This is a genomic window from Pseudomonas sp. ADAK21 (genome assembly GCF_012935735.1).
Lineage (GTDB): Bacteria > Pseudomonadota > Gammaproteobacteria > Pseudomonadales > Pseudomonadaceae > Aquipseudomonas > Aquipseudomonas proteolytica.
In genome coordinates this window covers 1,977,969-1,999,981 of sequence record NZ_CP052857.1, presented here as the reverse complement: position 1 = coordinate 1,999,981, position 22,013 = coordinate 1,977,969, and the positions used below count along the sequence as shown (strand labels likewise).

At 61.0% G+C, this 22,013-nt stretch carries 22 protein-coding genes; 10 read left to right on the top strand and 12 right to left on the bottom strand.

What is annotated here, in order from left to right; translation table 11 throughout:
• Positions 1–25 precede the first annotated feature (25 nt).
• From atpD to glmS, 5 genes are all read left to right on the top strand, one after another.
• A complete protein-coding gene (atpD, locus tag HKK57_RS09210) occupies positions 26–1,402 on the top strand; it encodes a F0F1 ATP synthase subunit beta (RefSeq protein ID WP_029290131.1) in 1,377 nt (458 codons plus the stop codon).
• A 44-nt stretch (positions 1,403–1,446) separates the two neighbouring features.
• Positions 1,447–1,863, top strand: a complete 417-nt coding sequence (locus tag HKK57_RS09205; RefSeq protein WP_169390056.1) for a F0F1 ATP synthase subunit epsilon — start codon at positions 1,447–1,449, stop codon at positions 1,861–1,863.
• 123 nt (positions 1,864–1,986) lie between these two features.
• Positions 1,987–3,354, top strand: coding sequence for a bifunctional UDP-N-acetylglucosamine diphosphorylase/glucosamine-1-phosphate N-acetyltransferase GlmU (glmU, locus tag HKK57_RS09200; protein WP_169390055.1), 1,368 nt, complete (start codon positions 1,987–1,989; stop codon positions 3,352–3,354).
• 227 nt (positions 3,355–3,581) lie between these two features.
• Positions 3,582–4,349, top strand: a complete 768-nt coding sequence (locus tag HKK57_RS09195; RefSeq protein ID WP_029290123.1) for a DeoR/GlpR family DNA-binding transcription regulator — start codon at positions 3,582–3,584, stop codon at positions 4,347–4,349.
• Positions 4,350–4,359: 10 nt separating this feature from the next.
• Positions 4,360–6,192, top strand: coding sequence for a glutamine--fructose-6-phosphate transaminase (isomerizing) (gene glmS / locus HKK57_RS09190; protein ID WP_029290121.1), 1,833 nt, complete (start codon positions 4,360–4,362; stop codon positions 6,190–6,192).
• 120 nt (positions 6,193–6,312) lie between these two features.
• On the opposite strand, the gene HKK57_RS09185 is transcribed toward glmS, so the two are convergent.
• From HKK57_RS09185 to HKK57_RS09155, 7 genes are all read right to left on the bottom strand, one after another.
• Entirely contained in the window at positions 6,313–7,281 is a 969-nt protein-coding gene (locus tag HKK57_RS09185) for a bifunctional GNAT family N-acetyltransferase/nucleoside diphosphate kinase regulator (RefSeq protein ID WP_178121980.1), read from the bottom strand.
• Between the two features lie 154 nt (positions 7,282–7,435).
• On the bottom strand, positions 7,436–8,368 hold the full coding sequence (locus tag HKK57_RS09180; protein ID WP_029290116.1) for a phosphatidate cytidylyltransferase: 933 nt from the start codon (positions 8,366–8,368) through the stop codon (positions 7,436–7,438).
• A gap of 1 nt (position 8,369) precedes the next feature.
• Positions 8,370–8,990, bottom strand: coding sequence for a lysophospholipid acyltransferase family protein (locus HKK57_RS09175; protein WP_029290113.1), 621 nt, complete (start codon positions 8,988–8,990; stop codon positions 8,370–8,372).
• Between the two features lie 9 nt (positions 8,991–8,999).
• On the bottom strand, positions 9,000–9,443 hold the full coding sequence (locus HKK57_RS09170) for a hypothetical protein (protein WP_169390054.1): 444 nt from the start codon (positions 9,441–9,443) through the stop codon (positions 9,000–9,002).
• Complete coding sequence (locus HKK57_RS09165; RefSeq protein WP_169390053.1) at positions 9,433–10,731, bottom strand: phosphatase PAP2/dual specificity phosphatase family protein; 1,299 nt, start codon at positions 10,729–10,731, stop codon at positions 9,433–9,435. Before HKK57_RS09165 ends, HKK57_RS09170 begins: the two co-directional genes overlap by 11 nt.
• A 2-nt stretch (positions 10,732–10,733) precedes the next feature.
• On the bottom strand, positions 10,734–12,488 hold the full coding sequence (locus HKK57_RS09160; RefSeq protein ID WP_169390052.1) for a bifunctional alpha/beta hydrolase/class I SAM-dependent methyltransferase: 1,755 nt from the start codon (positions 12,486–12,488) through the stop codon (positions 10,734–10,736).
• Positions 12,489–12,498: 10 nt separating this feature from the next.
• On the bottom strand, positions 12,499–13,122 hold the full coding sequence (locus tag HKK57_RS09155; protein WP_169390051.1) for a CDP-alcohol phosphatidyltransferase family protein: 624 nt from the start codon (positions 13,120–13,122) through the stop codon (positions 12,499–12,501).
• Positions 13,123–13,325: 203 nt separating this feature from the next.
• Here HKK57_RS09155 and bufA2 point away from each other — a divergent pair, with 203 nt between their 5' ends.
• The 4 genes from bufA2 (at position 13,326) to cfaB (ending at position 16,532) form a co-directional block, all read left to right on the top strand.
• Positions 13,326–13,580 (top strand): BufA2 family periplasmic bufferin-type metallophore, encoded by a 255-nt coding sequence (gene bufA2 / locus HKK57_RS09150; protein ID WP_029290101.1) that lies wholly within the window; start codon positions 13,326–13,328, stop codon positions 13,578–13,580.
• A gap of 62 nt (positions 13,581–13,642) precedes the next feature.
• Positions 13,643–14,488 (top strand): MNIO family bufferin maturase, encoded by an 846-nt coding sequence (bufB, locus tag HKK57_RS09145; RefSeq protein WP_169390050.1) that lies wholly within the window; start codon positions 13,643–13,645, stop codon positions 14,486–14,488.
• Complete coding sequence (locus HKK57_RS09140; protein WP_169390049.1) at positions 14,479–15,261, top strand: HvfC/BufC N-terminal domain-containing protein; 783 nt, start codon at positions 14,479–14,481, stop codon at positions 15,259–15,261. The genes bufB and HKK57_RS09140 overlap by 10 nt, the downstream gene beginning before the upstream one ends.
• A gap of 86 nt (positions 15,262–15,347) precedes the next feature.
• Positions 15,348–16,532, top strand: coding sequence for a C17 cyclopropane fatty acid synthase CfaB (gene cfaB, locus HKK57_RS09135; RefSeq protein WP_169390048.1), 1,185 nt, complete (start codon positions 15,348–15,350; stop codon positions 16,530–16,532).
• Between the two features lie 147 nt (positions 16,533–16,679).
• On the opposite strand, the gene cls is transcribed toward cfaB, so the two are convergent.
• Complete coding sequence (gene cls / locus HKK57_RS09130; protein WP_169390047.1) at positions 16,680–18,119, bottom strand: cardiolipin synthase; 1,440 nt, start codon at positions 18,117–18,119, stop codon at positions 16,680–16,682.
• Between the two features lie 130 nt (positions 18,120–18,249).
• Here cls and HKK57_RS09125 point away from each other — a divergent pair, with 130 nt between their 5' ends.
• Positions 18,250–18,771: a DUF3617 domain-containing protein gene (locus HKK57_RS09125; RefSeq protein ID WP_070996636.1), complete on the top strand. Its 522-nt coding sequence runs from the start codon at positions 18,250–18,252 to the stop codon at positions 18,769–18,771.
• 42 nt (positions 18,772–18,813) lie between these two features.
• Here the strand turns inward: HKK57_RS09125 and HKK57_RS09120 are convergent, their stop codons facing one another.
• Genes HKK57_RS09120 through HKK57_RS09105 form a run of 4 tightly spaced genes read right to left on the bottom strand, consistent with a single transcriptional unit; the run spans position 18,814 to position 22,005 of the window.
• A complete protein-coding gene (locus HKK57_RS09120) occupies positions 18,814–20,145 on the bottom strand; it encodes a dihydroorotase (RefSeq protein WP_169390046.1) in 1,332 nt (443 codons plus the stop codon).
• Between the two features lie 2 nt (positions 20,146–20,147).
• Positions 20,148–20,708: a gamma carbonic anhydrase family protein gene (locus HKK57_RS09115; RefSeq protein WP_029290088.1), complete on the bottom strand. Its 561-nt coding sequence runs from the start codon at positions 20,706–20,708 to the stop codon at positions 20,148–20,150.
• Positions 20,705–21,130, bottom strand: a complete 426-nt coding sequence (gene hisI / locus HKK57_RS09110) for a phosphoribosyl-AMP cyclohydrolase (RefSeq protein ID WP_154907146.1) — start codon at positions 21,128–21,130, stop codon at positions 20,705–20,707. Before hisI ends, HKK57_RS09115 begins: the two co-directional genes overlap by 4 nt.
• Complete coding sequence (locus HKK57_RS09105; RefSeq protein WP_154907145.1) at positions 21,127–22,005, bottom strand: metal ABC transporter substrate-binding protein; 879 nt, start codon at positions 22,003–22,005, stop codon at positions 21,127–21,129. Before HKK57_RS09105 ends, hisI begins: the two co-directional genes overlap by 4 nt.
• Positions 22,006–22,013: the final 8 nt, after the last annotated feature.

The window sequence follows — 22,013 nt, the reverse complement described above, 5'->3', positions numbered from 1 at the left end:
GTTCAAATATTCAGAGGATCCAGCTATGAGTAGCGGACGTATCGTTCAAATCATCGGCGCCGTTATCGACGTGGAATTCCCACGCGACAGCGTACCGAGCATCTACAACGCGCTGAAAGTACAAGGCGCGCAAACGACTCTCGAAGTTCAGCAGCAGCTGGGCGACGGCGTAGTTCGTACCATTGCGATGGGTTCCACCGAAGGCTTGAAGCGCGGTCTGGACGTTGTCGACACTGGCGCTGCCATCTCCGTACCGGTCGGTAAAGCGACCCTGGGCCGGATCATGGACGTACTGGGCAACCCGATTGACGAAGCTGGCCCGATCGATACTGAAGAGCGCTGGGGCATTCACCGTCCAGCACCTTCGTTCGCCGAGCAAGCGGGCGGCAACGACCTGCTGGAAACCGGCATCAAGGTTATCGACCTGGTTTGCCCGTTCGCCAAAGGCGGTAAAGTCGGTCTGTTCGGTGGTGCCGGTGTAGGCAAAACCGTAAACATGATGGAACTGATCCGTAACATCGCCATCGAGCACAGCGGTTATTCCGTGTTCGCCGGTGTGGGTGAGCGTACTCGTGAGGGTAACGACTTCTACCACGAGATGAAGGACTCCAACGTTCTGGACAAAGTGGCACTGGTCTACGGTCAGATGAACGAGCCGCCGGGTAACCGTCTGCGCGTAGCACTGACTGGCCTGACCATGGCCGAGAAGTTCCGTGACGAAGGTAACGACGTTCTGCTGTTCGTCGACAACATCTACCGTTACACCCTGGCCGGTACTGAAGTATCCGCACTGCTGGGCCGTATGCCTTCTGCAGTAGGTTACCAGCCGACCCTGGCTGAAGAGATGGGCGTTCTGCAAGAACGTATCACTTCGACCAAGGAAGGTTCGATCACTTCGATCCAAGCGGTATACGTACCTGCGGATGACTTGACCGACCCGTCGCCAGCGACCACCTTCGCCCACTTGGACGCCACCGTCGTACTGTCCCGTGACATCGCTTCCCTGGGTATCTACCCAGCGGTCGATCCACTCGACTCGACTTCGCGCCAGCTGGACCCGAACGTGATCGGCCAGGAGCACTACGACACCGCTCGCGGCGTTCAGTACGTGCTGCAGCGCTACAAAGAGCTGAAGGACATCATTGCGATCCTGGGTATGGACGAGCTGTCGGAAACCGACAAGCAGTTGGTATCCCGCGCTCGTAAGATCCAGCGCTTCTTGTCGCAGCCGTTCTTCGTGGCTGAAGTCTTCACCGGTGCTTCGGGTAAATACGTTTCCCTGAAAGACACCATCGCTGGCTTCAAAGGCATCCTCAACGGTGACTACGACCACCTGCCAGAACAAGCGTTCTACATGGTCGGCGGCATCGAAGAAGCGATCGAGAAAGCCAAGAAACTGTAATCCAGGCGCCCGGCAACGGGCGCTCATCAGGTTGAGGCAATCAGATGGCTATGACAGTCCATTGCGATATCGTCAGCGCGGAAGGGGAAATCTTCTCCGGTCTGGTAGAAATGGTGATTGCACACGGCGAACTGGGTGACCTGGGTGTTGCCATGGGCCACACGCCGTTGATCACCAGCTTGAAGCCAGGTCCGATCACTCTGACCAAGCAGGGCGGGGAGAGGGAGGTGTTCTACATCTCCGGTGGTTTCCTCGAAGTTCAGCCGAACATGGTCAAGGTACTTGCCGACACCGTGCAACGTGCTGGCGACCTGGATGAAGCCTCCGCTCAGGAAGCCGTCAAGGCTGCCGAGAAGGCCCTGAATGAAAAGGGTGCGGACTTCGACTACAGCGCTGCTGCTGTACGTCTGGCCGAGGCTGCAGCCCAGCTGCGCACGCTCCAGCAGATCCGCAAGAAGTAAGCGGCCAAGCCGTCATGCTTCATGCGCGATTGATTAAAAAGGGTAGCCTCGGCTACCCTTTTTCTTTTTTTGCAAAACACTTCTTTGGTCTGAAGCCGGACCGCCCAGGATTGGTAGCCATTCATGTCTCTTGAAATCGTCATTCTCGCCGCAGGCCAGGGCACTCGCATGCGTTCAGCCCTGCCCAAGGTACTGCACCCGGTTGCTGGCAACTCCATGCTTGGCCATGTTATCCACAGCGCCCGGCAATTGGAGCCACAGCGTATCCACGTGGTGATTGGCCACGGCGCCGACGTGGTGCGTGAGCGTCTGGCCGCCGACGACTTGAATTTCGTATTGCAGGACAAGCAATTGGGGACCGGTCATGCCACGGCGCAAGCCGTACCGTTCATCAAGGCTGACACTGTGCTGATCCTTTACGGTGACGTGCCGCTGATCGAAGTTGAAACCCTGCAGCGCCTGCTCAAACACGTGGTGCCTGGCCAGATGGGGTTGCTCACCGTCGAGCTGGACGACCCGACCGGTTACGGCCGTATCGTGCGCAATGCCGACGGCAAGGTCACAGCCATCGTCGAGCACAAGGACGCCACTGAGGCCCAGCGGGCAATTACCGAAGGCAACACCGGGATTCTCGCGGTGCCGGCAGCGCATTTGGCGGACTGGATGAGTCGTCTGTCGAACAACAACGCCCAGGGCGAGTACTACCTCACCGACGTCATCGAGATGGCCGTCAGCGATGGCCTGGTGGTCGCCACCGAGCAGCCCCACGACCCAATGGAAGTGCAGGGCGCCAACGACCGCAAGCAACTGGCGGAGCTGGAGCGGCACTACCAACTGCGCGAAGGCCGCCGCTTGATGGCCCAGGGCGTGACACTGCGTGATCCGGCGCGTTTCGATGTGCGCGGTGAGGTTACCGTGGGCTGTGACGTGCTGATCGATATCAACGTGATCCTTGAAGGTCGCGTGGTCATTGAAGACGACGTGGTGATTGGCCCCAACTGCGTGATCAAGGACAGCACCCTGCGCAAAGGCGTGGTGATCAAGGCTAACAGCCATATCGACGGTGCGGTGATGGGCGAGGGCAGCGATGCTGGGCCATTTGCGCGGTTGCGGCCGGGCAGCGTGCTGGGCGCCAGGGCCCATGTGGGTAACTTTGTTGAGCTGAAAAACGCACGGATGGGCGACGATGCGAAGGCAGGGCACCTGGCCTACCTTGGCGATGCAGTGATCGGGGCCCGCAGCAACATTGGCGCCGGCGCCATTACCTGCAATTACGATGGTGCCAACAAGTACCAGACGACGATTGGTGAAGACGTCTTTATCGGCTCCAATAATTCACTGATTGCGCCCGTCACCATTGGCGATGGTTCAAACACCGCGGCTGGCTCAACCATCAACCAGGATGTGGATAAGTCGCAATTGGCAGTAGCCCGCGCCCGCCAACGCAATATCGACGGCTGGAAACGCCCGGTCAAAATCAAAAAGACCTGAGTTATCCACAACCTTCAGGCACCACCCATCAATGTGGGAGCTGGCTTGCCTGCGATAGCGATATTTCAGTCACGTTTTCATCGACTGATACACCGCTATCGCAGGCAAGCCAGCTCCCACACTTTTGATCTGGGGCCTCAATAAAATTTCATTCTTCTGCTTGACGATCTTTCGCCAATAGGTTTTGATTGCCTTCGTTATCTTTCGAATCGAAACTTATCATCACCATGTCGAAACGAAATACACCGCAAAGACGCCACAACATCCTCACCTTGCTCAACGAGCAGGGTGAAGTGAGCGTGGACGAATTGGCCAAGCGTTTCGAAACCTCCGAAGTGACCATCCGCAAGGACCTCGCCGCGCTGGAAAGCAACGGCTTGCTGCTGCGTCGCTACGGTGGCGCAATTACCATGCCCCAGGAACTGGTGGGCGATCCTGCCCAGCCCATTTCTGTGCACAAGCGCGCGATCGCCCGGGCGGCGGTCAAACGGCTGCGTGAACATGCACGGATCATCATCGACAGCGGCAGCACCACCGCCGCGATGATCCCCGAGCTGGGTCATCAACCGGGCCTGGTGGTGATGACCAACTCCCTGCATGTGGCCAGTGCCCTGAGTGAGTTGGAGCATGAGCCGGTGCTGTTGATGACCGGCGGCACCTGGGACCCGCACTCGGACTCGTTCCAGGGTCAGGTCGCTGAACAAGTGCTGCGTTCCTATGACTTCGACCAACTGTTTATCGGCGCTGACGGCATCGACCTGCAGCGCGGCACCACCACCTTCAATGAATTGCTGGGCCTGAGCCGAGTGATGGCCGAAGTCGCCCGTGAAGTGGTGGTGATGGTCGAATCCGACAAGATCGGCCGCAAGATCCCCAACCTGGAACTGCCCTGGAGCAGCGTCCATACCCTTATTACCGATGATCGCCTGCCGCTTGAGGCCCGCGACCAGATTCAAGCCCGCGGCATTACGCTGATTTGCGCGGCAGTCATCTAGGAGAAAAACCATGTGTGGAATTGTAGGCGCAGTCGCTGAACGAAACGTTACCGCCATTTTGCTCGAAGGCCTCAAGCGCCTCGAATACCGTGGCTACGACAGTGCCGGCGTGGCGGTTTTCAGCAACGCAGGCAAGCTTGAGCGCATGCGTCGCCCGGGCAAGGTCAGCGAACTGGAGCAGGCGTTGGCCGGTGAGCCCCTGGCTGGCCGCCTGGGCATCGCCCACACCCGCTGGGCAACCCACGGTGCGCCGTGCGAACGCAATGCACACCCACACTTCTCCGGTGATATTGCGGTGGTGCACAACGGCATCATCGAGAACCACGAAGTGCTGCGCGAACAACTCAAGGGCCTGGGCTATGTGTTTACCTCGGACACCGACACCGAAGTCATCGCCCACCTGCTCAACCATAAGCTCAAGGACCACAGCGACCTGACCACCGCCCTCAAGGCCACGGTCAAGGAACTGCATGGCGCCTACGGCCTCGCCGTGATCAGCGCCAGCCAGCCGGATCGTGTGGTTGCCGCCCGCAGTGGCAGCCCGCTGGTGATCGGCCTGGGCCTGGGGGAGAACTTCCTGGCGTCCGACCAACTGGCCCTGCGCCAGGTCACCGACCGCTTCATGTACCTGGAAGAAGGTGATATCGCCGACATCCGCCGTGAAAGCGTGGCGATCTGGGACGTCAACGGCAACTCTGTCGAGCGCGAAGCCGTGCAATACCGCGACGGTGCCGAAGCTGCCGACAAGGGCGAGTTCCGCCATTTCATGCTCAAGGAAATCCACGAGCAACCAGCCGTGGTGCAACGCACCCTGGAAGGACGCCTTGGCGACAAGCAAGTGCTGGTCAACGCGTTCGGCCCACAAGCCGCCGAGCTGTTCGCCAAAGTGCGCAATGTACAGATCGTCGCCTGTGGTACCAGCTACCACGCCGGCATGGTCGCCCGTTACTGGCTCGAAGAACTGGCCGGCATCCCGTGCCAGGTCGAAGTCGCCAGTGAGTTCCGCTACCGCAAGGTCGTGGTGCAGCCCGACACACTGTTTGTGACCATCTCCCAGTCCGGCGAGACCGCCGACACCCTGGCGGCCCTGCGCAATGCCAAAGAGCTGGGCTACCTAGCGAGCCTGGCGATCTGCAACGTCAGCATCAGCTCCCTGGTGCGTGAGTCCGACCTGACTCTACTGACCCAGGCCGGCCGCGAAATCGGCGTAGCCTCCACCAAAGCCTTCACCACCCAGTTGGTGGGCCTGCTGCTGCTGACCCTGTCCCTGGGCCAGGTGCGCGGCACATTGGCCGCAGGCGTCGAAGCTACCCTGGTAGAAGAACTGCGCCGCCTGCCGACTCGCCTGGGCGAAGCCCTGGCTATGGACAGCACGGTAGAGAAAGTCGCGGAGCTGTTTGCCGACAAGAACCACACCCTGTTCCTGGGCCGTGGTGCGCAATACCCCGTGGCAATGGAAGGCTCCCTGAAACTCAAGGAAATCTCCTATATCCACGCCGAAGCCTACCCGGCCGGTGAACTCAAGCACGGCCCATTGGCCCTGGTGGACGACGACATGCCCGTGGTCACCGTTGCGCCGAACAATGAACTGCTGGAGAAGCTCAAGTCCAACCTGCAGGAAGTGCGCGCCCGTGGCGGCCAACTGATCGTGTTCGCCGATGAGAAGGCCGGCATGACCAACGGTGAAGGCACCCACGTCATCAACATGCCGCACATCCACGACACCCTGTCGCCGATCCTCTACACCATCCCGCTGCAGTTGCTGTCGTACTACGTGGCCGTGCTCAAGGGCACCGACGTTGACCAGCCGCGTAACCTGGCCAAGTCGGTGACGGTTGAGTAACGTCTATCGGGTGGTTTTAGAGAATCAAATCTGACGCAGGTAGTTGACCGTTCTGATCAGCGCCTGCTATAGATGCGCCACCGTCCTCAATGGCTGCACGAAGTACCCTGGGCCCGATCTCTATAGGTGGAAGTCGCCCGCAGCCTCCGGCTGGTAAAGCACTTTCCTGATCTCAATCCGGCGGGTCCGGTCAGAAATCCGCCAGTCGATGGCGTCTCCCTCCTGATAGCCGAGGATGGCGGCGCCGATGTCGGAATACACGGAATGCTTCCCTGCGTTGCTGTCCGCGTCTTCGGGGTAGACCAGGGCCACTTCGATCTCTTCGTCGTCCAGCTGCAGCAAGGCCCTGGAGTTCATCGTGACGACATTGCGCGCCACCTGCTGTGGCTTGACGACAATGGCTCGCTCAAGCTCGTGTTCGAGTTCAACAACGGCCGGGCCAGGCTCGAGCACGATCAGGCTCTCGAGCCTGGCCTTGTCGATTTCAGTGATGTAGATCCTAGTGGCGTCGCCAACGGCACCTTCGCGCAAGGACTGGAGATAGCGCCCCACCGTCATCGAAAACGACTTCAATGTCGGTGTTTCGCTCTCAAGCACAAAGCCGCTGCGCAGAAAGGCTTTCAGCGAGCGCGCGTTGTCCGGGTGGATCTTGGCGATGAGCTTCTTGGCCCGCATGTCGAGGAAGGCCAGTTTCATGCCCTCGCGGATCGTGCGGGCGCCAAGGTTCCTGCCCCATTTGTCGCTGTCTCCGATGACCAGGACGATCTCGCAATCTGAGCCGGTCTTGATGAGACGGACAAAGCCCACCGGGGCGTCATGCCGGTCATAGGCCATGAAGAATCGCCCGCCCCGGTTGAATAGATGGGTCAGGATCGGCAATTGAGTCCGATCGATGGCGTGCTCGATGGAGCGGGAGACATCACGCGAATCGCTCAGGTAGCAGGTGACGCGCTCATCCTCCAACCAGTCCATCAGCGTCAGCGCATGCGCCCGAGTAATTTCAGGGCACAGCGAAATGAAAGGCTTGTTCATCTTCAGCACACTTATTTGTAGTCGAAAAGGGCGGAAGCCCTCCATGGTCACGGCCATGACGGTTCTTTCGGCAACCGGCTATGTTAAGACATAACGCGAGGAATGCCGAACAGCCTGGAGACTCGGCCAAACAGGTGGCGCCTGACATTACGTTTTCGCGTGCAAGCCCGCTCTCACATTCGATCGTCGCGAGCCTTCGGATAGGTGTGACTCAGGTCCACCAATACCGCACCAGATGAAAGAAAATCGGCGCGGCGAAACACACCGAATCCAGCCGATCCAGCATCCCGCCGTGTCCTTCGATCATATGCCCCCAATCCTTCACGCCTCGGTCGCGCTTGATCGCCGACATCACAATCCCGCCGGCAAAGCCCAGTAGGTTGATCAGCAGTGCAATCAGGAAAGACTGCCAGGGGTTGAACGGTGTGATCCACCACAGTGCCGCGCCGATCAGGGATGACAGCAGGATTCCGCCAACAAAGCCTTCGACGGTTTTTGACGGTGACAGGTTGGGCGCGATCTTGTGTTTGCCGAACAGTTTGCCGCACACGTACTGCAGCACATCCGAGAGTTGCACCACGATCACCAGGTAGGCGATCAGCAGGAGGTTGCGGCCCTCGTAGCCGACGATGTCGAGGGTCAGCAGCGCGGGGACGAAGGATACGCAGAACACTGCGATCATCAGGCCCCACTGTACTTTCGAGGCTCGCTCCAGGAAGTGCGTGCTGTCGCCGCCCAGGGAGGCCAGGATGGGCAGCAGCAGGAACACGTAGACCGGGATAAAGATCGAGAACAGGCCGTACCAGTCAAAGTAGATCAGCAGGTATTGCAGGGGCAGGGCCAGGTAGAACGCGGCGACCAGCGCTGGGTAGTCGCTGCGGCGGGTGGGGGTGAGGGTGAGGAATTCGCGCAGGGCGTAGAACGAGACGGCGTAGAACAACAGGATCACCGCGCCAGTACCGAGCCAGAAGGCGATGCCGATCACCACCACCATCACCCACCAGGCATTGATGCGGGCGTTGAGGTTGTCGATTACCGCATTGGGTGCGCCGCGGGTGCGCAGCTTGAGGATCAGGCCGATCAGCGAGGCGAGCACCAGGATCATGCCGATGCCGCCGAACAACATCAGGGTTTGGCTATCCATGTCAGGAATGCTCCGGGGCGAGGGCGAGCAGGGCGTCGCGGCTGCGGGCGAGGAACAGGGCTTTGTCTTCGTCGTCCTGCAGTTGCAGCGGTGCGCCGAAGCTGGTGGTGCACAACAGTGGCAGCGGCAGCACGCGACCCTTGGGCATCACGCGGTTGAGGTTGGCGATCCACACCGGGACCAGTTGCGCCTGTGGATAACTCTTTGCCAGGTGATACAGGCCACTTTTGAACGGCAACAGGCCATCCTCCAGGTTGCGCGTGCCTTCGGGAAAGATGATCAGTGAGTCGCCATGTTCCAGGGCTTCGAGCATCGGTTGCAGCGGGTTATCCACAGGGTCTTTGCGCTCGCGGTCGATCAGCACCCCATTGAAGACCCGGTTGATGATGTAGCGGCGCAAGGCGCTCTTGTTCCAGTAGTCGGTGCCCGCCACCGGGCGCGTGGCTTTGCGCAGGTTCTGCGGCAAGGATGCCCAGAGCAGCACAAAGTCGCCGTGGCTGCTGTGGTTGGCAAAGTAGATGCGCTGCACCGGTTCTGGCGCACAACCCAGCCACAGGCTGCGAGCGCCGGTCACTGTGCGGGCCATGGAGGTAATCAGGGTTGCGACCACAGGTTCGAACATGGGAATTCCTTATCCGGCGAAGGGCAGCCACGGGCTGGCCAGGATGACGGCCAATGTCAGTAATACTTGCGCGCCCAGCAGGTAAGCCTGTTTGCGCAGCAATTTGAGGGCGCCACGCTGGCGCTCGGTCCAGGGTCGGCTGGCGCGCTTGGCCGGTTGCAGGCCAAGGGTTTGCAGGCTCTGGTCCAGTTCGCCGGTGCGCTCTATGTCCTTGGCCATCAGCGCAAATAGATCGGCATCGAACGCCACCCGCAGCGCCCAATACTTTTGCAGCAGCCCAAGGATAATCATCCACAGGCTGAGCAGCAGGCAGATCGGCGTGATACTGACCATCAACAGTTGCGCCAGGCCAAACAGCACCCCGAGCAAGGTCAGGCCTGTGGATAACTGATCCAGCGAGCGGCCACGCCGCAGCAGGCTGGCGACCACCTGGAGTTGCATATCAGCGGGCATACGGCAGATCTCCCAAGGCTTGACGGTGATTGGCATGCAGGACCACATCCGGTCGTGCTGTACGAATAATAGCCACTGCCTCATCCACGGTGCTGGCGCGCCCGCTGTGCAGCAGCCATGCCGCCACGGCACTGGCGCTGCGGGAGTAGCCGAGGGCGCAGCACACCAGCAAGGGCCCGTGTTCGCGCAAGCGTTCAATGGCTTGGGCGGCTTCCAGGCACTGCGCAGGTGTGGGGGCGGTGAGGTCGAGGACGGGCAGGGCATGGTAAGCGCGACCTTGTGGATAAACCGGCAGTTCGGCACACAGATCGACCACGGCGTTGAATGAACCCAACTGGGCTGTCGTCGGAATTCGCCCCAGCCATACGTTATCCACAATCGGATCGGGCTGTGGGTGTTTACGTGTCCATAGCCGCGAGTTGAGCCACGCGGCCGCGAGATAAGGCGCGTACAGCCAGCGGGCCGCCGGGCTGAGCCGGCCATCGGCGCGTTTCTGAAAGCCTGCGGCACCCAGCAGCCAATAATTGAGCGCCACTAGTAACACCGCGACGGCCGGCCACCACAGCCATAGCCAGGCGCCGCCCCCCGTAAAGGCCGCTGTCGCCAGCAGCAGGGCGCCCACGGCGTAGCGCAAACCCAGGCGCCAACGTTTCGGATCTTTGGCCAGGCGCGCATTCAACAGCGGGCTTGGATGATCTACCGGCCATAGCCACACGCACAGCCAGCCGGCCAGGACGCCTGTGGGTAAGTCGATAAAGTGATGTTGGTAAGTGGTCAACACCGAAATGCCGATCAGCGCGAACCAGCCATGCACCAGCCAGCGCCATAGGCCTTGGCTATGCCGCTGGTACATCACCCACAGGATCACCAGCAGGGCGATATGCAGCGAAGGCGCCTGGTTGAACGGTTTATCAAACCCCGCCAGCACGGCGAACAGCCAACCGAACACGCCGTCCATTTCCGGGCGCTCAAAGGTGAAGCGCAACGGCCAGAGCAGGAAGCAGCTCACCGCAATCACCTGGGCACTGAGCAGGCGCAGGGCATGTTGCTTGAGCTCATGGCGACTGTTGGGCAGCAGCAGGGAGAAACCATAGAGCAGGTCGATCGACCAGTAGGGCACGATGGTCCAGGCCCAGAATGGAATAAGGGTTTCCCAGGCGAATACCAGTGTGCCGACGTCGCTGCGCTGGCTGGTCACCCAGGTAGCAAAGCCGTAGGTGCTGAAAAACAGCGGTGCCAACAGCAGCAGCCACAGCAGCGCTGGTTTGAAGAGACCGGGTTCGCGCATGCTCAGATCTTCTGCGCCAGCGAGACGCTGAAGATGCCCCATTCATCCACGCGCTGGGTGATCTTGCGAAAGCCCGCCGCCTCCACCAGTTGATCCATTTCCGCCTGGCTGCGGCGGCGCATCACCCAGGCCTGCCCCTGGCGATGGCTGGTGAGGGCGCGGGCGATCAGCTCCAGTTGCGGGTGCCACGGTTGGCCGGTGTACACCAGGTAGCCACCGGGCTCCACGGCCTCGGCCAGGCCGGCGAGCGAGCCACCGACCATGGCGTTATCGGCAAACAGCTCGTACAGCCCGGACACCACCGCCAGTGTCGGCTTGGGTGCCAGCGCCGCCAGGTCGGCCCGGTCGAAGGCATCACCTTTGACGAACTGCGCAATATCTCCCAGGCCTTTCTCGCGGATCAGCGCGCCACCGTCGCGCACATTGATATCGCTGTAGTCGCGCAACAGGATCGATTCCGGTAGTGGAGAAACGCCCTGCAAGGCTTCCAGAATGTACCGACCATGCCCCGCGGCGATGTCGACGATGCGCACTTCGCGCTCGTCATCCCGCAGCTTGACCATGGCCAGGCGCAGCAATTCTTCGACATGCAGTTTGCGCTGGCGAATCCCGCGCCAGCCGATGGAGTTCAGGTAGTTGGTGTCGATCATCCGCCCCAGCGCACCTTTGCCGGTGGGCTTGTTGCGATAGACATAATCCAGGGTACTGCCGGAATCGAAACCGGTGTCGAAGCCAAGCTTCACGCCCTCGGACAACTGGCGGCCCAGGCCCATGCTGGCGCGGGTCACGCGCCAGTACAGGTCACGTAGCGAGTTGCGCGGCAGCGGCGCGGCAAGGGATTCGGATTCGGCGCAGGTCGCGCCGATCTTGTCGGCATCCAGCAGGCTGGCGCGGTCCAGCGGGTGTTCGAAGTTTTGCAGGATAAAACGCCTGGCGCTGGCCAGTGCCACGGCGCGGTCACGCTCGCCGAGGGTGTCGTGGAAAAAACCGGGCAGGATATGCAGTTCTTTTTTCAGGCTGCCCAGGCGCTCGAAGAACTGCTGCTGGGGTTTGCGATGCACCACGAAGTCCGACCCAGAGATCAGCAGTTGGGTCGGCACTTGGATCGCCTGGGCATCGGCGACTACGCGGTCGGCTGCTTCGTACAGGCCCAGCAGCACATTCACCGAGATCGCCTTGGTGATCAGCGGGTCTGTGTCGTAGGACGCGACGCGCTCGGGGTCATGGCTGAGGAACTTGGCCTTGACGTAGCTGTTGACGAAAAAGTTGCCGCGAAAGCGTCGCATCAACGCCAGGCCTGGCCGGGCGAAGGGCACGTAGAGCTTGACCTTGAATGCCGGGGAGGCAAGCACCAGGGCGCGGATGTTGGGGGCGTAGTCATGGACCCAGGTGGCGGCGATCACCGCGCCGACGCTTTGGGCAATGACGGCGAGGTTGGCGGGCTCAATGCCATAGGTTGCGCCGATATGGTCGCAAAAGGTTTGCACGTCCCGTGCGCTGGTGGCAAAGCTGGGGCTGTCGCCACGTTCGCCGGGGGATTGGCCGTGGCCACGGGCGTCCCAGGCGAAGAAATCAAAGTGCGGCAGGTCCAGCTCATCCACCAGGTGCGCGATGCGCCCGGAATGCTCGTGGCCCCGATGGAACAGCAGGATCGCCTGGCGTGGCTCAGGCCCGGTCGCGGTGGTCGCGGGCCAGTGCCGATAGAAAAGCTCTACGCCGTCATGGGTGCTGAAGGTGTGCTGTTGCTGTTCGCGCATCGCAAGATCCTTATGCCGTCGGAGGGGTTTCTTGTTGTTCTTTGAGGCCCTGGCGTACTCGATTGACCAGGGTGTAGGCGAGCAATGCAGCCACCAGCCACATCACGCCATCCACCCAGCCGGCGCCGAGCCAACCCAGGGCTACGCCAGTGGCCAGTACGCCGAGGACGAACGCCCGATCACTCTTGCCCATCGGCCCGTCATAACGCCGCGATGCGCCGACCATCGGCCCAAGTACGCCAGCGTATTCACTGAACACCGCCAGCAGTGTCACCAGTAGCACCGGCGCCAGGCCGACCCCGGGGATCAGCGCGAACGGCAGGATCAATGCGCTGTCGGCGATCACATCGCACAGTTCGTTGAGGTAGGCGCCCAGGCGCGACTGTTGACCGTACTCCCGGGCGAGCATGCCGTCGATGGCATTGAGGGCCATGCGCAGGATCATCCACAGCGGGATCAACACGAACACCCACGCATGCTCGGCGAAACCCGCCACCAGCAGGCTCACCAGCAGCGACACGATTCCCGCCAGCACGGTGATCTGGTTGGCGGTGGTGCCGTTGTCGTACAGGCGCTGGACCAGGGGCCGCAGCAGGTTCTGAAAACGCGGTTTGAGCTGATAGATCGAAATCATGAGAGTGACGCTTCCTTGTCCGTGATCCCGCGAAAAAGCTGGTGCGAGTGTGACGATAAATCGCCGTGGGCACTAGTGCCCGCCGGCAGCACATAAAAATGTCGATCACGCTGTAACGCCCATCAGGCACCTCACTCTAGTGCTGTGTCGGGACTGGACAAACCGTTCAGCCGACGCCCTACAGACCTATGAGGAATACCACAATGAACTTCAAGAACGCCGTTTCCGGTGCTGCCCTGGCCATTGCTGCCGCCACGATGTTTGCCGGTGTCGCGACCCAGGTCCAGGCGGCCGATGAAGCGAACGTGCATTGCTATGGCGTGACCTCCTGCAAAGGCATGAACGACTGCAAGACTGCTGAAAACGCGTGTAAAGGCCAGGCCGTGTGCAAGGGGCACGGTTTCAAGGCGATGACCCAGGCTGCTTGTGATGCGGCTGGCGGCAAAGTCGGCGAATAACCGCGAGTACGTGATCCTGCAGCGGTGTGCACGTCGCTGCGGACACTTTCCAGGAGTTCGTCATGTCGGTACCGGTTCCTTGCCTGGGCTACGGCCTGGGGCTACGCAGCGTTTACTATCAGCAGATCATCGAGCAGTCGCCGCAGGTGGACTGGTTCGAGATCGTCTCCGAGAATTATCTGGTCCAGGGCGGCAAGGCCTTGTACTACCTGGACGCCATCGCCGAGCGCTATCCGCTGGTGATGCATGGCGTCTCCCTGTCCATCGGCGGGCCCCATGCCCTCGATATGGACTACCTCAAGCAACTCAAGCAATTGGCCGACCGGGTCAAGCCGGCGTGGGTCTCCGATCACCTGTGCTGGAGCCGTGGCAACGCCCATCAACTGCATGATTTGTTGCCGCTGCCCTACACCGAGGAAAGCCTCTACCACGTCGCCGCCCGCGTGCGGCAGGTGCAGGATGTGCTGCAGCGTCCGCTGGTGCTGGAGAATGTCTCCAGCTATGTACGCTCAAAGGCCGATGACTTTACCGAATGGGAATTCCTCAACGCCTTGAGCCACCTCAGTGGTTGCGAACTGCTGCTGGACATCAACAACGTGTATGTCAGCTCGCGCAATCACGGTTTCGATGCCTGGACCTTTATTCGCAACCTGCCGCCGCAGAGTATCCGCCAGCTGCATTTGGCCGGGCATATGGACTATGGCGACTATGTGGTCGATACCCATGACCATCCGGTTTGCGATCCGGTGTGGCAGTTGTTTCAACAGACCCTGGAACACTTGGGCCCGGTAGCGACGCTACTGGAGCGCGATGACCATTTCCCGCCGTTTGCCGAGCTACTCGATGAATTGGCCAAGGCCCGTGAGTTGGGGGCTGGCGCCTTGGCCCGGAGGTCGCTATGCGCCTGATCGATTGGCAACTGGCATTTGAACGTCATCTATTGGCAGACGCCGACGAGGGCGGTTTTGCCAGCACCTTGATCGGTGGCCCGACCCTGGACGTGGACACTGGCCTTGCGATCTACCACAACGCTTATCGGGCCCGTTTGCTGGAAGTGATGCAGGGGGATTTTCCGACCGTGTGGCATTGGCTGGGGGATGATGAATTTGCCGGGCTGGTGGCCGCTTATGTACAGCGTTATCCCTCGGCGCATTTCAGCTTGCGCTGGCTGGGGCAGCGGTTTGAAGGTTTTATCGGCGAGTACCTGGTTGCCGCACAAAGTGCACCGTTGGCCGAGCTGGCACGCCTGGAATGGGCGTTTACCCTGGCGTTTGATGCGCCTGCGGGCCAGCCGCTGGCCCTGGAAGACATGGCTCGGCTGGCACCCGAGGCCTGGCCATTGTTGCAGGTCGAGTGGGGGCCGTCGGTGCAGCAGGTGTTGTGCCGCTTCAACAGCCTGCAGATCTGGCGTGCGGTCAAGGCGCAGGCAGCGTTTCCCGGCAGCGTTGCGTTGCAGCAGGCCGAGGTATGCCTGATCTGGCGTGACCAGCAAGTGTGTCGCTACCGCAGCCTGGAGCCTACCGAGGCGTACGCCTTGGCCGGGATGGCCGATCAGGGTTGGACTTTTTCAGAACTGTGCGCCGAATTGGCAGTCACTTATCAAGAGGGCGCGCCGCTGCAAGCTGTCACGTGGTTGAAACAGTGGGTTGAGGACGGTTTGCTGCAACGTCGAGCACCATAGAAGGCGGCTATTGAATCGATAGCCAGCTACTTTTTTATGGATGGTCTACCCTCATTTCAGACGTCTGAAACAAGGGGGGACTACTCATGCTCGCGCAACTTCCACCGGCCTTACAGAATCTTCAGCTACCGCTGCGTCTGCGACTCTGGGATGGCCATGAGTTCAACCTGGGCCCGGAGCCCAGCGTCACGATTGTGGTCAAGGACCCGGTGATGGTGACGCAACTGACCCATCCCACGCTCGACTCCCTGGGCGCTGCCTTCGTCGAAGGCAAACTGGAGCTCGAAGGCTCCATCAGCGATGTAATCCGGGTATGTGACGAATTGAGCCACGCGCTGATCGACGACGATGAGCAGGCCGGACCGGTGCGCTCGATCCACGACAAGGCCACGGATGCCGCCGCGATTTCCTATCACTACGACCTGTCGAACGAGTTTTACCAGCTGTGGCTGGACCGTGACATGGCCTATTCCTGCGGTTATTTCGAGACCGGCAGCGAGTCCCTCGACCAGGCCCAACAAGACAAATTCCGCCACCTGTGCCGCAAGCTGCGCCTGCAGCCTGGGGAGTATCTGCTGGATGTCGGTTGTGGCTGGGGCGGGCTGGCGCGTTATGCGGCGCGTGAGTTCGGGGTCAAGGTGTTCGGTATCACCCTGAGCAAGGAACAACTGGCACTGGCCAGGGAGCGAGTGGTCGCCGAGGGCTTGGAGGACCTCGTGGAGTTGGCGTTGCTCGACTACCGCGACCTGCCCCAGGACGGGCGGTTCGACAAAGTGGTCAGCGTCGGCATGTTCGAACACGTCGGCCACGCCAACCTGGCGCAGTACTGCCAGACCTTGTTCGGCGCCGTGCGCGAAGGTGGCCTGGTGCTCAACCATGGCATCACCGCCAAACATACCGATGGCCGCCCGGTGGGGCGTGGTGCGGGGGATTTTATCGAGCGTTACGTGTTCCCCAATGGCGAACTGCCGCACCTGGTGATGATCAGCGCCGAAATCAGCGAAGTCGGCCTGGAAGTGGTCGACGTGGAAAGCCTGCGCTTGCATTACGCGCGCACCCTGGATCACTGGAGCGAGCGCCTGGAAGACAACCTGGAAGCGGCGGCGAAAATGGTGCCGGCCCAGGCATTGCGCATCTGGCGCCTGTACCTGGCGGGTTGCGCGTATGCGTTTGCCCGAGGCTGGATCAACCTGCACCAGATCCTGGCGGTCAAACCCCATGCGGATGGCAGCCATGAGTTGCCGTGGACGCGGGAAGATCTCTACCGCTGAGACTGTTGCCCCCTCTGAAAGACTGAATGCGGGAGCTGAGCTTGTGTGGGAGCTGGCTTGCCTGCGATTGCATCACCGCGCGGTAGCTGAAAGAACGCGGAGTCTGCATCGCAGGCAAGCCAGCTCCTACATTTGGTTTGGTGCTGGCTAAAGGATCGGGGAAATCAGGCGCGCCACGCGCATGCCCAATTGCTGCAGGCGGCGCGTCTGTTGGCTTTCTTCCTGGCTGGTTTCGTGGGCCTGGGCAAAGTCGTCCAGCAGCATATGTTCCACTTCGCTGGCGAAGGCTGCATCGACCGTGAGCAACATCACTTCAAAGTTGAGGCGGAACGAACGGTTGTCCAGGTTCGCACTGCCGATGGCAGTGATTTCGCGGTCTACCAGCACCACTTTCTGATGCAAAAAGCCCGGCTTGTAGCGGAACACCCGGACCCCGGCACGTACTGCTTCAATCGCGTACAGGCTGGATGCGGCGTAGACAATACGGTGGTCGGGGCGTGACGGCAGCAGCAGGCGCACGTCCACGCCACGCAACACCGCCAGGCGCAGCGCGGCGAATACCGCTTCGTCGGGGATGAAGTACGGGCTGGTGATCCACACCCGCTCAGTCGCTGCATGAATCGCTTCAACGAAAAACAGCGAGCAGGTTTCATACGGGTCCGCCGGGCCGCTCGCCAGCAATTGGCAGAGCACGCCGTCATCGGCATAGGTGTCGGGCAGGATCAGTGGTGGCAGCTCGCGCGCGGCCCAGAACCAGTCTTCGGCAAACGACTCCTGCAGGCAGGCCACCACCGGGCCGCTGACTTGCACATGGGTGTCGCGCCAGGGGGCGAGCGGGGGTTTCTTACCCAAGTATTCATCGCCGACGTTATGCCCGCCGACAAAACCGGTCAGGCCATCGACCACGACAATTTTTCGATGGTTGCGGAAATTCACCTGGAAGCGATTGAACCAGCCGCTGCGGGTGGCAAACGCCTTGATCTGCACCCCGGCGTCGCGCAGCGATTGCACATAGTGGTGGGGCAGGGAGTGGCTGCCGATACGGTCATACAGCACGTAGATGGCCACGCCTTCGGCGGCCTTGGCCTTGAGCAGGTCATGCAACCGGCGCCCGAGTTCATCGTCATGAATGATGAAGAACTGCACCAGTACGGCCGTCTTGGCGGCGCGGATGGCGTCGAAGATGGCGTTGAAGGTTGCATCGCCATTGACCAGTAAATGCACTTGGTTGTTGGCCAGGCACGGCATGCGTCCCAGCTTGGGCATGGCGCGCAGGGAGGCATAGGCATGGGAGTTGCGCGCAGCCAGGGCTTCTTCGACCCAGGGGCGCCAGTTGAGCTCGGTGATTGCCTTGTGCATTTCCTGGTTGGCCTGGCGACGGGCCTGGATGTAGGCATCGAAGCTGCTGCGGCCAAAGATCAGGTATGGGATCAGCGTCAGGTAAGGCATGAACATCAGCGACAGCGCCCAGGCAATCGAGCCTTGGGCGGTGCGCACGGTCAGCACCGCGTGCAGGGCGGCGAGGGAACCGAGAAAATGCAGGGTGGCGATGAAGTAGCCGAGCAAGTGCGGGCCGAAGAAATCCATGGACAACATTACTCCTGACAATCCAATGCGTAACAGACCATGTTCGGCAGCGATTGTCGCTATTTTATTGAGCGTGCAACGCCGACCGCTTTGCGACGTCTAACGCCGACAATTACCCAGGAGTTACCCGATGAATGCTCGTCTGCTTGGTTTGGCCATGGTTGTTGGTTTGACGCTGCCGGTGGCGGCGCAGGCGCAGATGTTGGCGCCGGGCTTGTGGGAACTGACCACCAGCAACATGAAAGTCGATAACCAGAACCTGCCGGATTTGTCGTTGATCCTCGGTCAACTGAAGCAACAGATGACCCCGGAACAGCGCGCCATGCTGGAAAAACAAGGCATTACCATGGCCGGCAAAGGCGTGCAGGTGTGCCTGACGCCGGCCCAGGTGGCCTCCGACGCCATCCCGCTGACCGACCCGCAATCGGGTTGCAAGCAAGAGGTGACCGATAAGACTGGCAACCAGTGGAAATTCCGTTTCAGTTGCCCGAAAGCCCAAGGCTCTGGCGTGGCCACATTCCAGAGCCAGAAGGCATTCACCACCTCAGTCAACGGCACCTTCAACGCTACCGGTATCCAGCAGAACGGCAGCCTCGATACTCAGGCCCAATGGTTGGGCAGCGACTGCGGCACGGTAAAACCTCGCGCCTGAAGCCCCCTGTGGGAGCCGGCAAGCCGGCTCCCACACATTTGGTCAGCGCAAAAAGTGCAGGGGCAACCCCTGGCAACTGTTGATCACTTGACCGTCATGCCAAGCCAAATGCCCTGACACCAACGTGGTACTCACACTGTGGCGAAAGCTGCGCTCGGCAAACGGTGTCCAGCCGCAACGGGCGAGGATCGTGCTTACCGGCATGCCTTCGGGTTCGGGTCTGATCAGTACCAGGTCGGCCCAGTAGCCCTCGCGTAGATAACCACGGTCAGGAATGGCGAACAGGTCGGCCACGCGATGGCTGGTTTTCGCCACGAGCACAGTCAATGGCAACAGCCCGTCAGCCACCAACTCCAGCAAGGCTGGCAGCGCATGCTGCACCAGGGGCAACCCCGCCGGCGCCTCACGGTACGGCCGCTGTTTTTGCTCCCAGGTATGCGGTGCGTGGTCGGTGCCGATCACATCCAGCCGATTACTCAGCAGTGCCAGGCGCAGGGCATCCCGGTCGGCGCGGGTCTTGATCGCCGGGTTGCATTTGATCTGATGGCCCAGGCGCGCGTAGTCACGGTCATCGAACAGCAGGTGATGCAGGCACACTTCGGCGGTGATGCGTTTTTCTGCCAGCGGCTTGTCTTCGAACAACGACAGCTCTCGGGCACTGGTCAGGTGCAGCACGTGTAGACGGGTGTTGTGGCGGCGCGCCAGTTCCACGGCCAGGGATGAGGAGCGATAACACGCTTGGGCGTCGCGGATCAGCGGGTGGGCCACCGCGGGGATCTGCTCGCCGAAGCGATCGCGCAGCCGCTGTTCGTTGGCCTGGATGCTGGGCGTGTGCTCGCAGTGTGCCAGGAGAATCGTCGGTACCTCGGCAAACAGGCGCTCCAGAACCCTTGGGTCATCCACCAGCATATTGCCGGTGGAGGCACCCATGAACACCTTGACCCCGGCGACCTGCCGGGGATCGAGGGCAGCCACGGTGTCGAGGTTGTCGTTGCTGACGCCAAAGTGAAACCCATAGTTGGCCACCGAGTGCAGCGCCGCGCGGCGCTTCTTGTCTGCCAGTGCTTCCAGGGTCAGGGTTGCGGGCTGGGTGTTGGGCATGTCCATGAAACTGGTGATGCCGCCGGCCACCGCCGCGCGCGATTCGCTGTAGAAACTGCCTTTGTCCGGGGCGCCGGGTTCGCGAAAGTGCACTTGGTCGTCGATCATGCCCGGCAGCAGCCATTGGCCTTGGGCATCAATCTCGATGTCGGCGGTTTGCCCCTGGAGACTGCTGGCGATTTTTTCGATACGGCCGTTGGCGACCAGCAAGTCGGCGTCGAATTCTCGCCCTTCGTTTACCAGGCGGGCATTGCGGATCAGCAGGCGGCTCATGTTCAGAACTCGTTTTGCAGGGCTTTGTAGCCGCGCACCAGGTCGACATTGGTGCGCGCCACGTCTTCGGAAAACTCCGAGGCGCTGACGCTCACTGGCGGGAACTGCGACAAGTCGGTGTTGGGGCCAATTCGCGTGGTGGATGGCACATAGAACGCAGCGGGCAAATCACGGCCATCGACCACCGAGTTGTGCCGCACCACACAGCCATCGCCCACCACACAGTTGAACAGCACGCTGTTGAAGCCGATAAACACCCGGTCGCCGACGGTGCAGGGGCCGTGGACAATCGAGCGGTGGGCGATGGAAGTGAACTCGCCGATGGTTACCGCCGCGCCGGATTTGGAGTGGATCACCACGCCGTCCTGGATATTGGAGTTGGCGCCGATGGTGATCGGGTCCATGTCGCCGGTGGCGTCGACTTCATCGGCGCGGATCACCGCATAGGGGCCGACAAATACGTTTTCGCCGATGATTACTTTGCCGCAGATGATTGCGGTTTTATCGACGTAGGCCGACTCGGCGATGACCGGCAGATCGCCGGAAGGGTTCTTGCGGATCATGCTGCGGGTTCCTTGAGGGGCGCGGTGAGGATATGCACCTGGTCGTGTTCAATCGCGTTGTAGAAACAGGTCGGGCGCCCGGTGTGGCAGGCCGGGCCTTGTTGATCGACGATCAGGAGTACGGCATCGCCATCGCAATCCAGGCGCGCTTCGATCAACTGTTGGATGTGCCCTGAGCTTTCGCCCTTGCGCCACAATCGCTGGCGCGAGCGTGACCAGTAGCAGACGCGGCCGCTGGCGAGGGTTTCATCGAGGGCCTGGCGGTTCATCCAGGCCAGCATCAATACCTCACCGCTGCGCTGTTGCTGGGCGATGGCCGCGATCAGGCCGTCGCGGTTCCACGGTAAGGCATCCAGTACGCGGGCCAGGGGGAAGCGGCTGCCGATGGGCGCGGCTTCCAACTCGAGCATCGACAGTGTCATGGGGTGCCCAAGGCGTTGTACAAAGTGTTGAGGTTGTATTCAAACAACCCGGTAAAAGTACTGGCCGGGCCTTTGGCAGCCAGTGCATCGGAGTACAACGTGCCGCCGATATGGGCGCCGCTTTCCTCGGCAATCTGCTTGAGCAGGCGCGCGTCCTTGATGTTTTCCATGAACACCGCTTTAACGTGGGCCTGGCGGATCTGCGTGATCAACGCGGCGACTTCGGCCGCCGAGGGTTCGCGCTCGGTGGACAAACCCTGGGGCGCCATGAAGTCGATACCGTAGGCCTGGCCCAGGTAGCCGAAGGCGTCGTGGGAGGTGACGATGCGTCGATTGCCCGCAGGCAGCGCGGCAAACTTGGCCTTGGCTTCGGCCAGCAGGCGGTAGATTTTCTGCAGGTATGCCTGGCTGTTGTGTTGATAGTCGGCCTTGTTGGCCGGGTCGGCAGTGATCAACGCCTGGGTGATGTTGCTGACGTAGATTTCGGCGTTGGCCAGGTTATGCCAGGCATGGGGATCGGGGATCTTCTCGCCGTCTTCCTCCAGCGTGCGAGCGATCACGCCTTTGCTGGCGTTGACCACTGTCGCCTGGGTCTCGGTACTGGTAATCAGGCGATCCAGCCACGGCTCGAAGCCCAGGCCGTTCTTGATGATGACACGGGCCTTGAGCAGCGCCTTGGCATCGTCCGGGGACGGCTCGTAGGTATGGGCATCGGCGTCGGGGCCGACCATATTGCTGAGCTGGATATGCTCCCCGCCGACCTGCTGGGTTATGTCGGCGAGAATGCTGAAGCTGGTGACCACCTGGAGCTTGTCCTGGGCGGTCGCGAACGACAGCGGGAGCAGGACGCTGAACAGCACGAGTAGAGCGCGCATCGGAAAAC

Bases quoted from the DNA above. Each gene is read 5' to 3' on its own strand.
- atpD (WP_029290131.1), top strand. From the start codon at position 26: ATGAGTAGCGGACGTATCGTTCAAATCATCGGCGCCGTTATCGACGTG.
- HKK57_RS09140 (WP_169390049.1), top strand. From the start codon at position 14,479: ATGCGCCTGATCGATTGGCAACTGGCATTTGAACGTCATCTATTGGCA.
- glmU (WP_169390055.1), top strand. From the start codon at position 1,987: ATGTCTCTTGAAATCGTCATTCTCGCCGCAGGCCAGGGCACTCGCATG.
- HKK57_RS09120 (WP_169390046.1), bottom strand. From the start codon at position 20,145: ATGAGCCGCCTGCTGATCCGCAATGCCCGCCTGGTAAACGAAGGGCGA.
- HKK57_RS09205 (WP_169390056.1), top strand. From the start codon at position 1,447: ATGGCTATGACAGTCCATTGCGATATCGTCAGCGCGGAAGGGGAAATC.
- HKK57_RS09155 (WP_169390051.1), bottom strand. From the start codon at position 13,122: ATGATTTCGATCTATCAGCTCAAACCGCGTTTTCAGAACCTGCTGCGG.
- HKK57_RS09165 (WP_169390053.1), bottom strand. From the start codon at position 10,731: ATGCGCGAACCCGGTCTCTTCAAACCAGCGCTGCTGTGGCTGCTGCTG.
- glmS (WP_029290121.1), top strand. From the start codon at position 4,360: ATGTGTGGAATTGTAGGCGCAGTCGCTGAACGAAACGTTACCGCCATT.
- HKK57_RS09195 (WP_029290123.1), top strand. From the start codon at position 3,582: ATGTCGAAACGAAATACACCGCAAAGACGCCACAACATCCTCACCTTG.
- bufB (WP_169390050.1), top strand. From the start codon at position 13,643: ATGTCGGTACCGGTTCCTTGCCTGGGCTACGGCCTGGGGCTACGCAGC.
- cls (WP_169390047.1), bottom strand. From the start codon at position 18,119: ATGGATTTCTTCGGCCCGCACTTGCTCGGCTACTTCATCGCCACCCTG.
- HKK57_RS09125 (WP_070996636.1), top strand. From the start codon at position 18,250: ATGAATGCTCGTCTGCTTGGTTTGGCCATGGTTGTTGGTTTGACGCTG.
- HKK57_RS09115 (WP_029290088.1), bottom strand. From the start codon at position 20,708: ATGATCCGCAAGAACCCTTCCGGCGATCTGCCGGTCATCGCCGAGTCG.
- HKK57_RS09170 (WP_169390054.1), bottom strand. From the start codon at position 9,443: ATGCCCGCTGATATGCAACTCCAGGTGGTCGCCAGCCTGCTGCGGCGT.
- cfaB (WP_169390048.1), top strand. From the start codon at position 15,348: ATGCTCGCGCAACTTCCACCGGCCTTACAGAATCTTCAGCTACCGCTG.
- HKK57_RS09105 (WP_154907145.1), bottom strand. From the start codon at position 22,005: ATGCGCGCTCTACTCGTGCTGTTCAGCGTCCTGCTCCCGCTGTCGTTC.
- HKK57_RS09185 (WP_178121980.1), bottom strand. From the start codon at position 7,281: ATGGCCGTGACCATGGAGGGCTTCCGCCCTTTTCGACTACAAATAAGT.
- HKK57_RS09175 (WP_029290113.1), bottom strand. From the start codon at position 8,990: ATGTTCGAACCTGTGGTCGCAACCCTGATTACCTCCATGGCCCGCACA.
- hisI (WP_154907146.1), bottom strand. From the start codon at position 21,130: ATGACACTGTCGATGCTCGAGTTGGAAGCCGCGCCCATCGGCAGCCGC.
- HKK57_RS09180 (WP_029290116.1), bottom strand. From the start codon at position 8,368: ATGGATAGCCAAACCCTGATGTTGTTCGGCGGCATCGGCATGATCCTG.
- HKK57_RS09160 (WP_169390052.1), bottom strand. From the start codon at position 12,488: ATGCGCGAACAGCAACAGCACACCTTCAGCACCCATGACGGCGTAGAG.
- bufA2 (WP_029290101.1), top strand. From the start codon at position 13,326: ATGAACTTCAAGAACGCCGTTTCCGGTGCTGCCCTGGCCATTGCTGCC.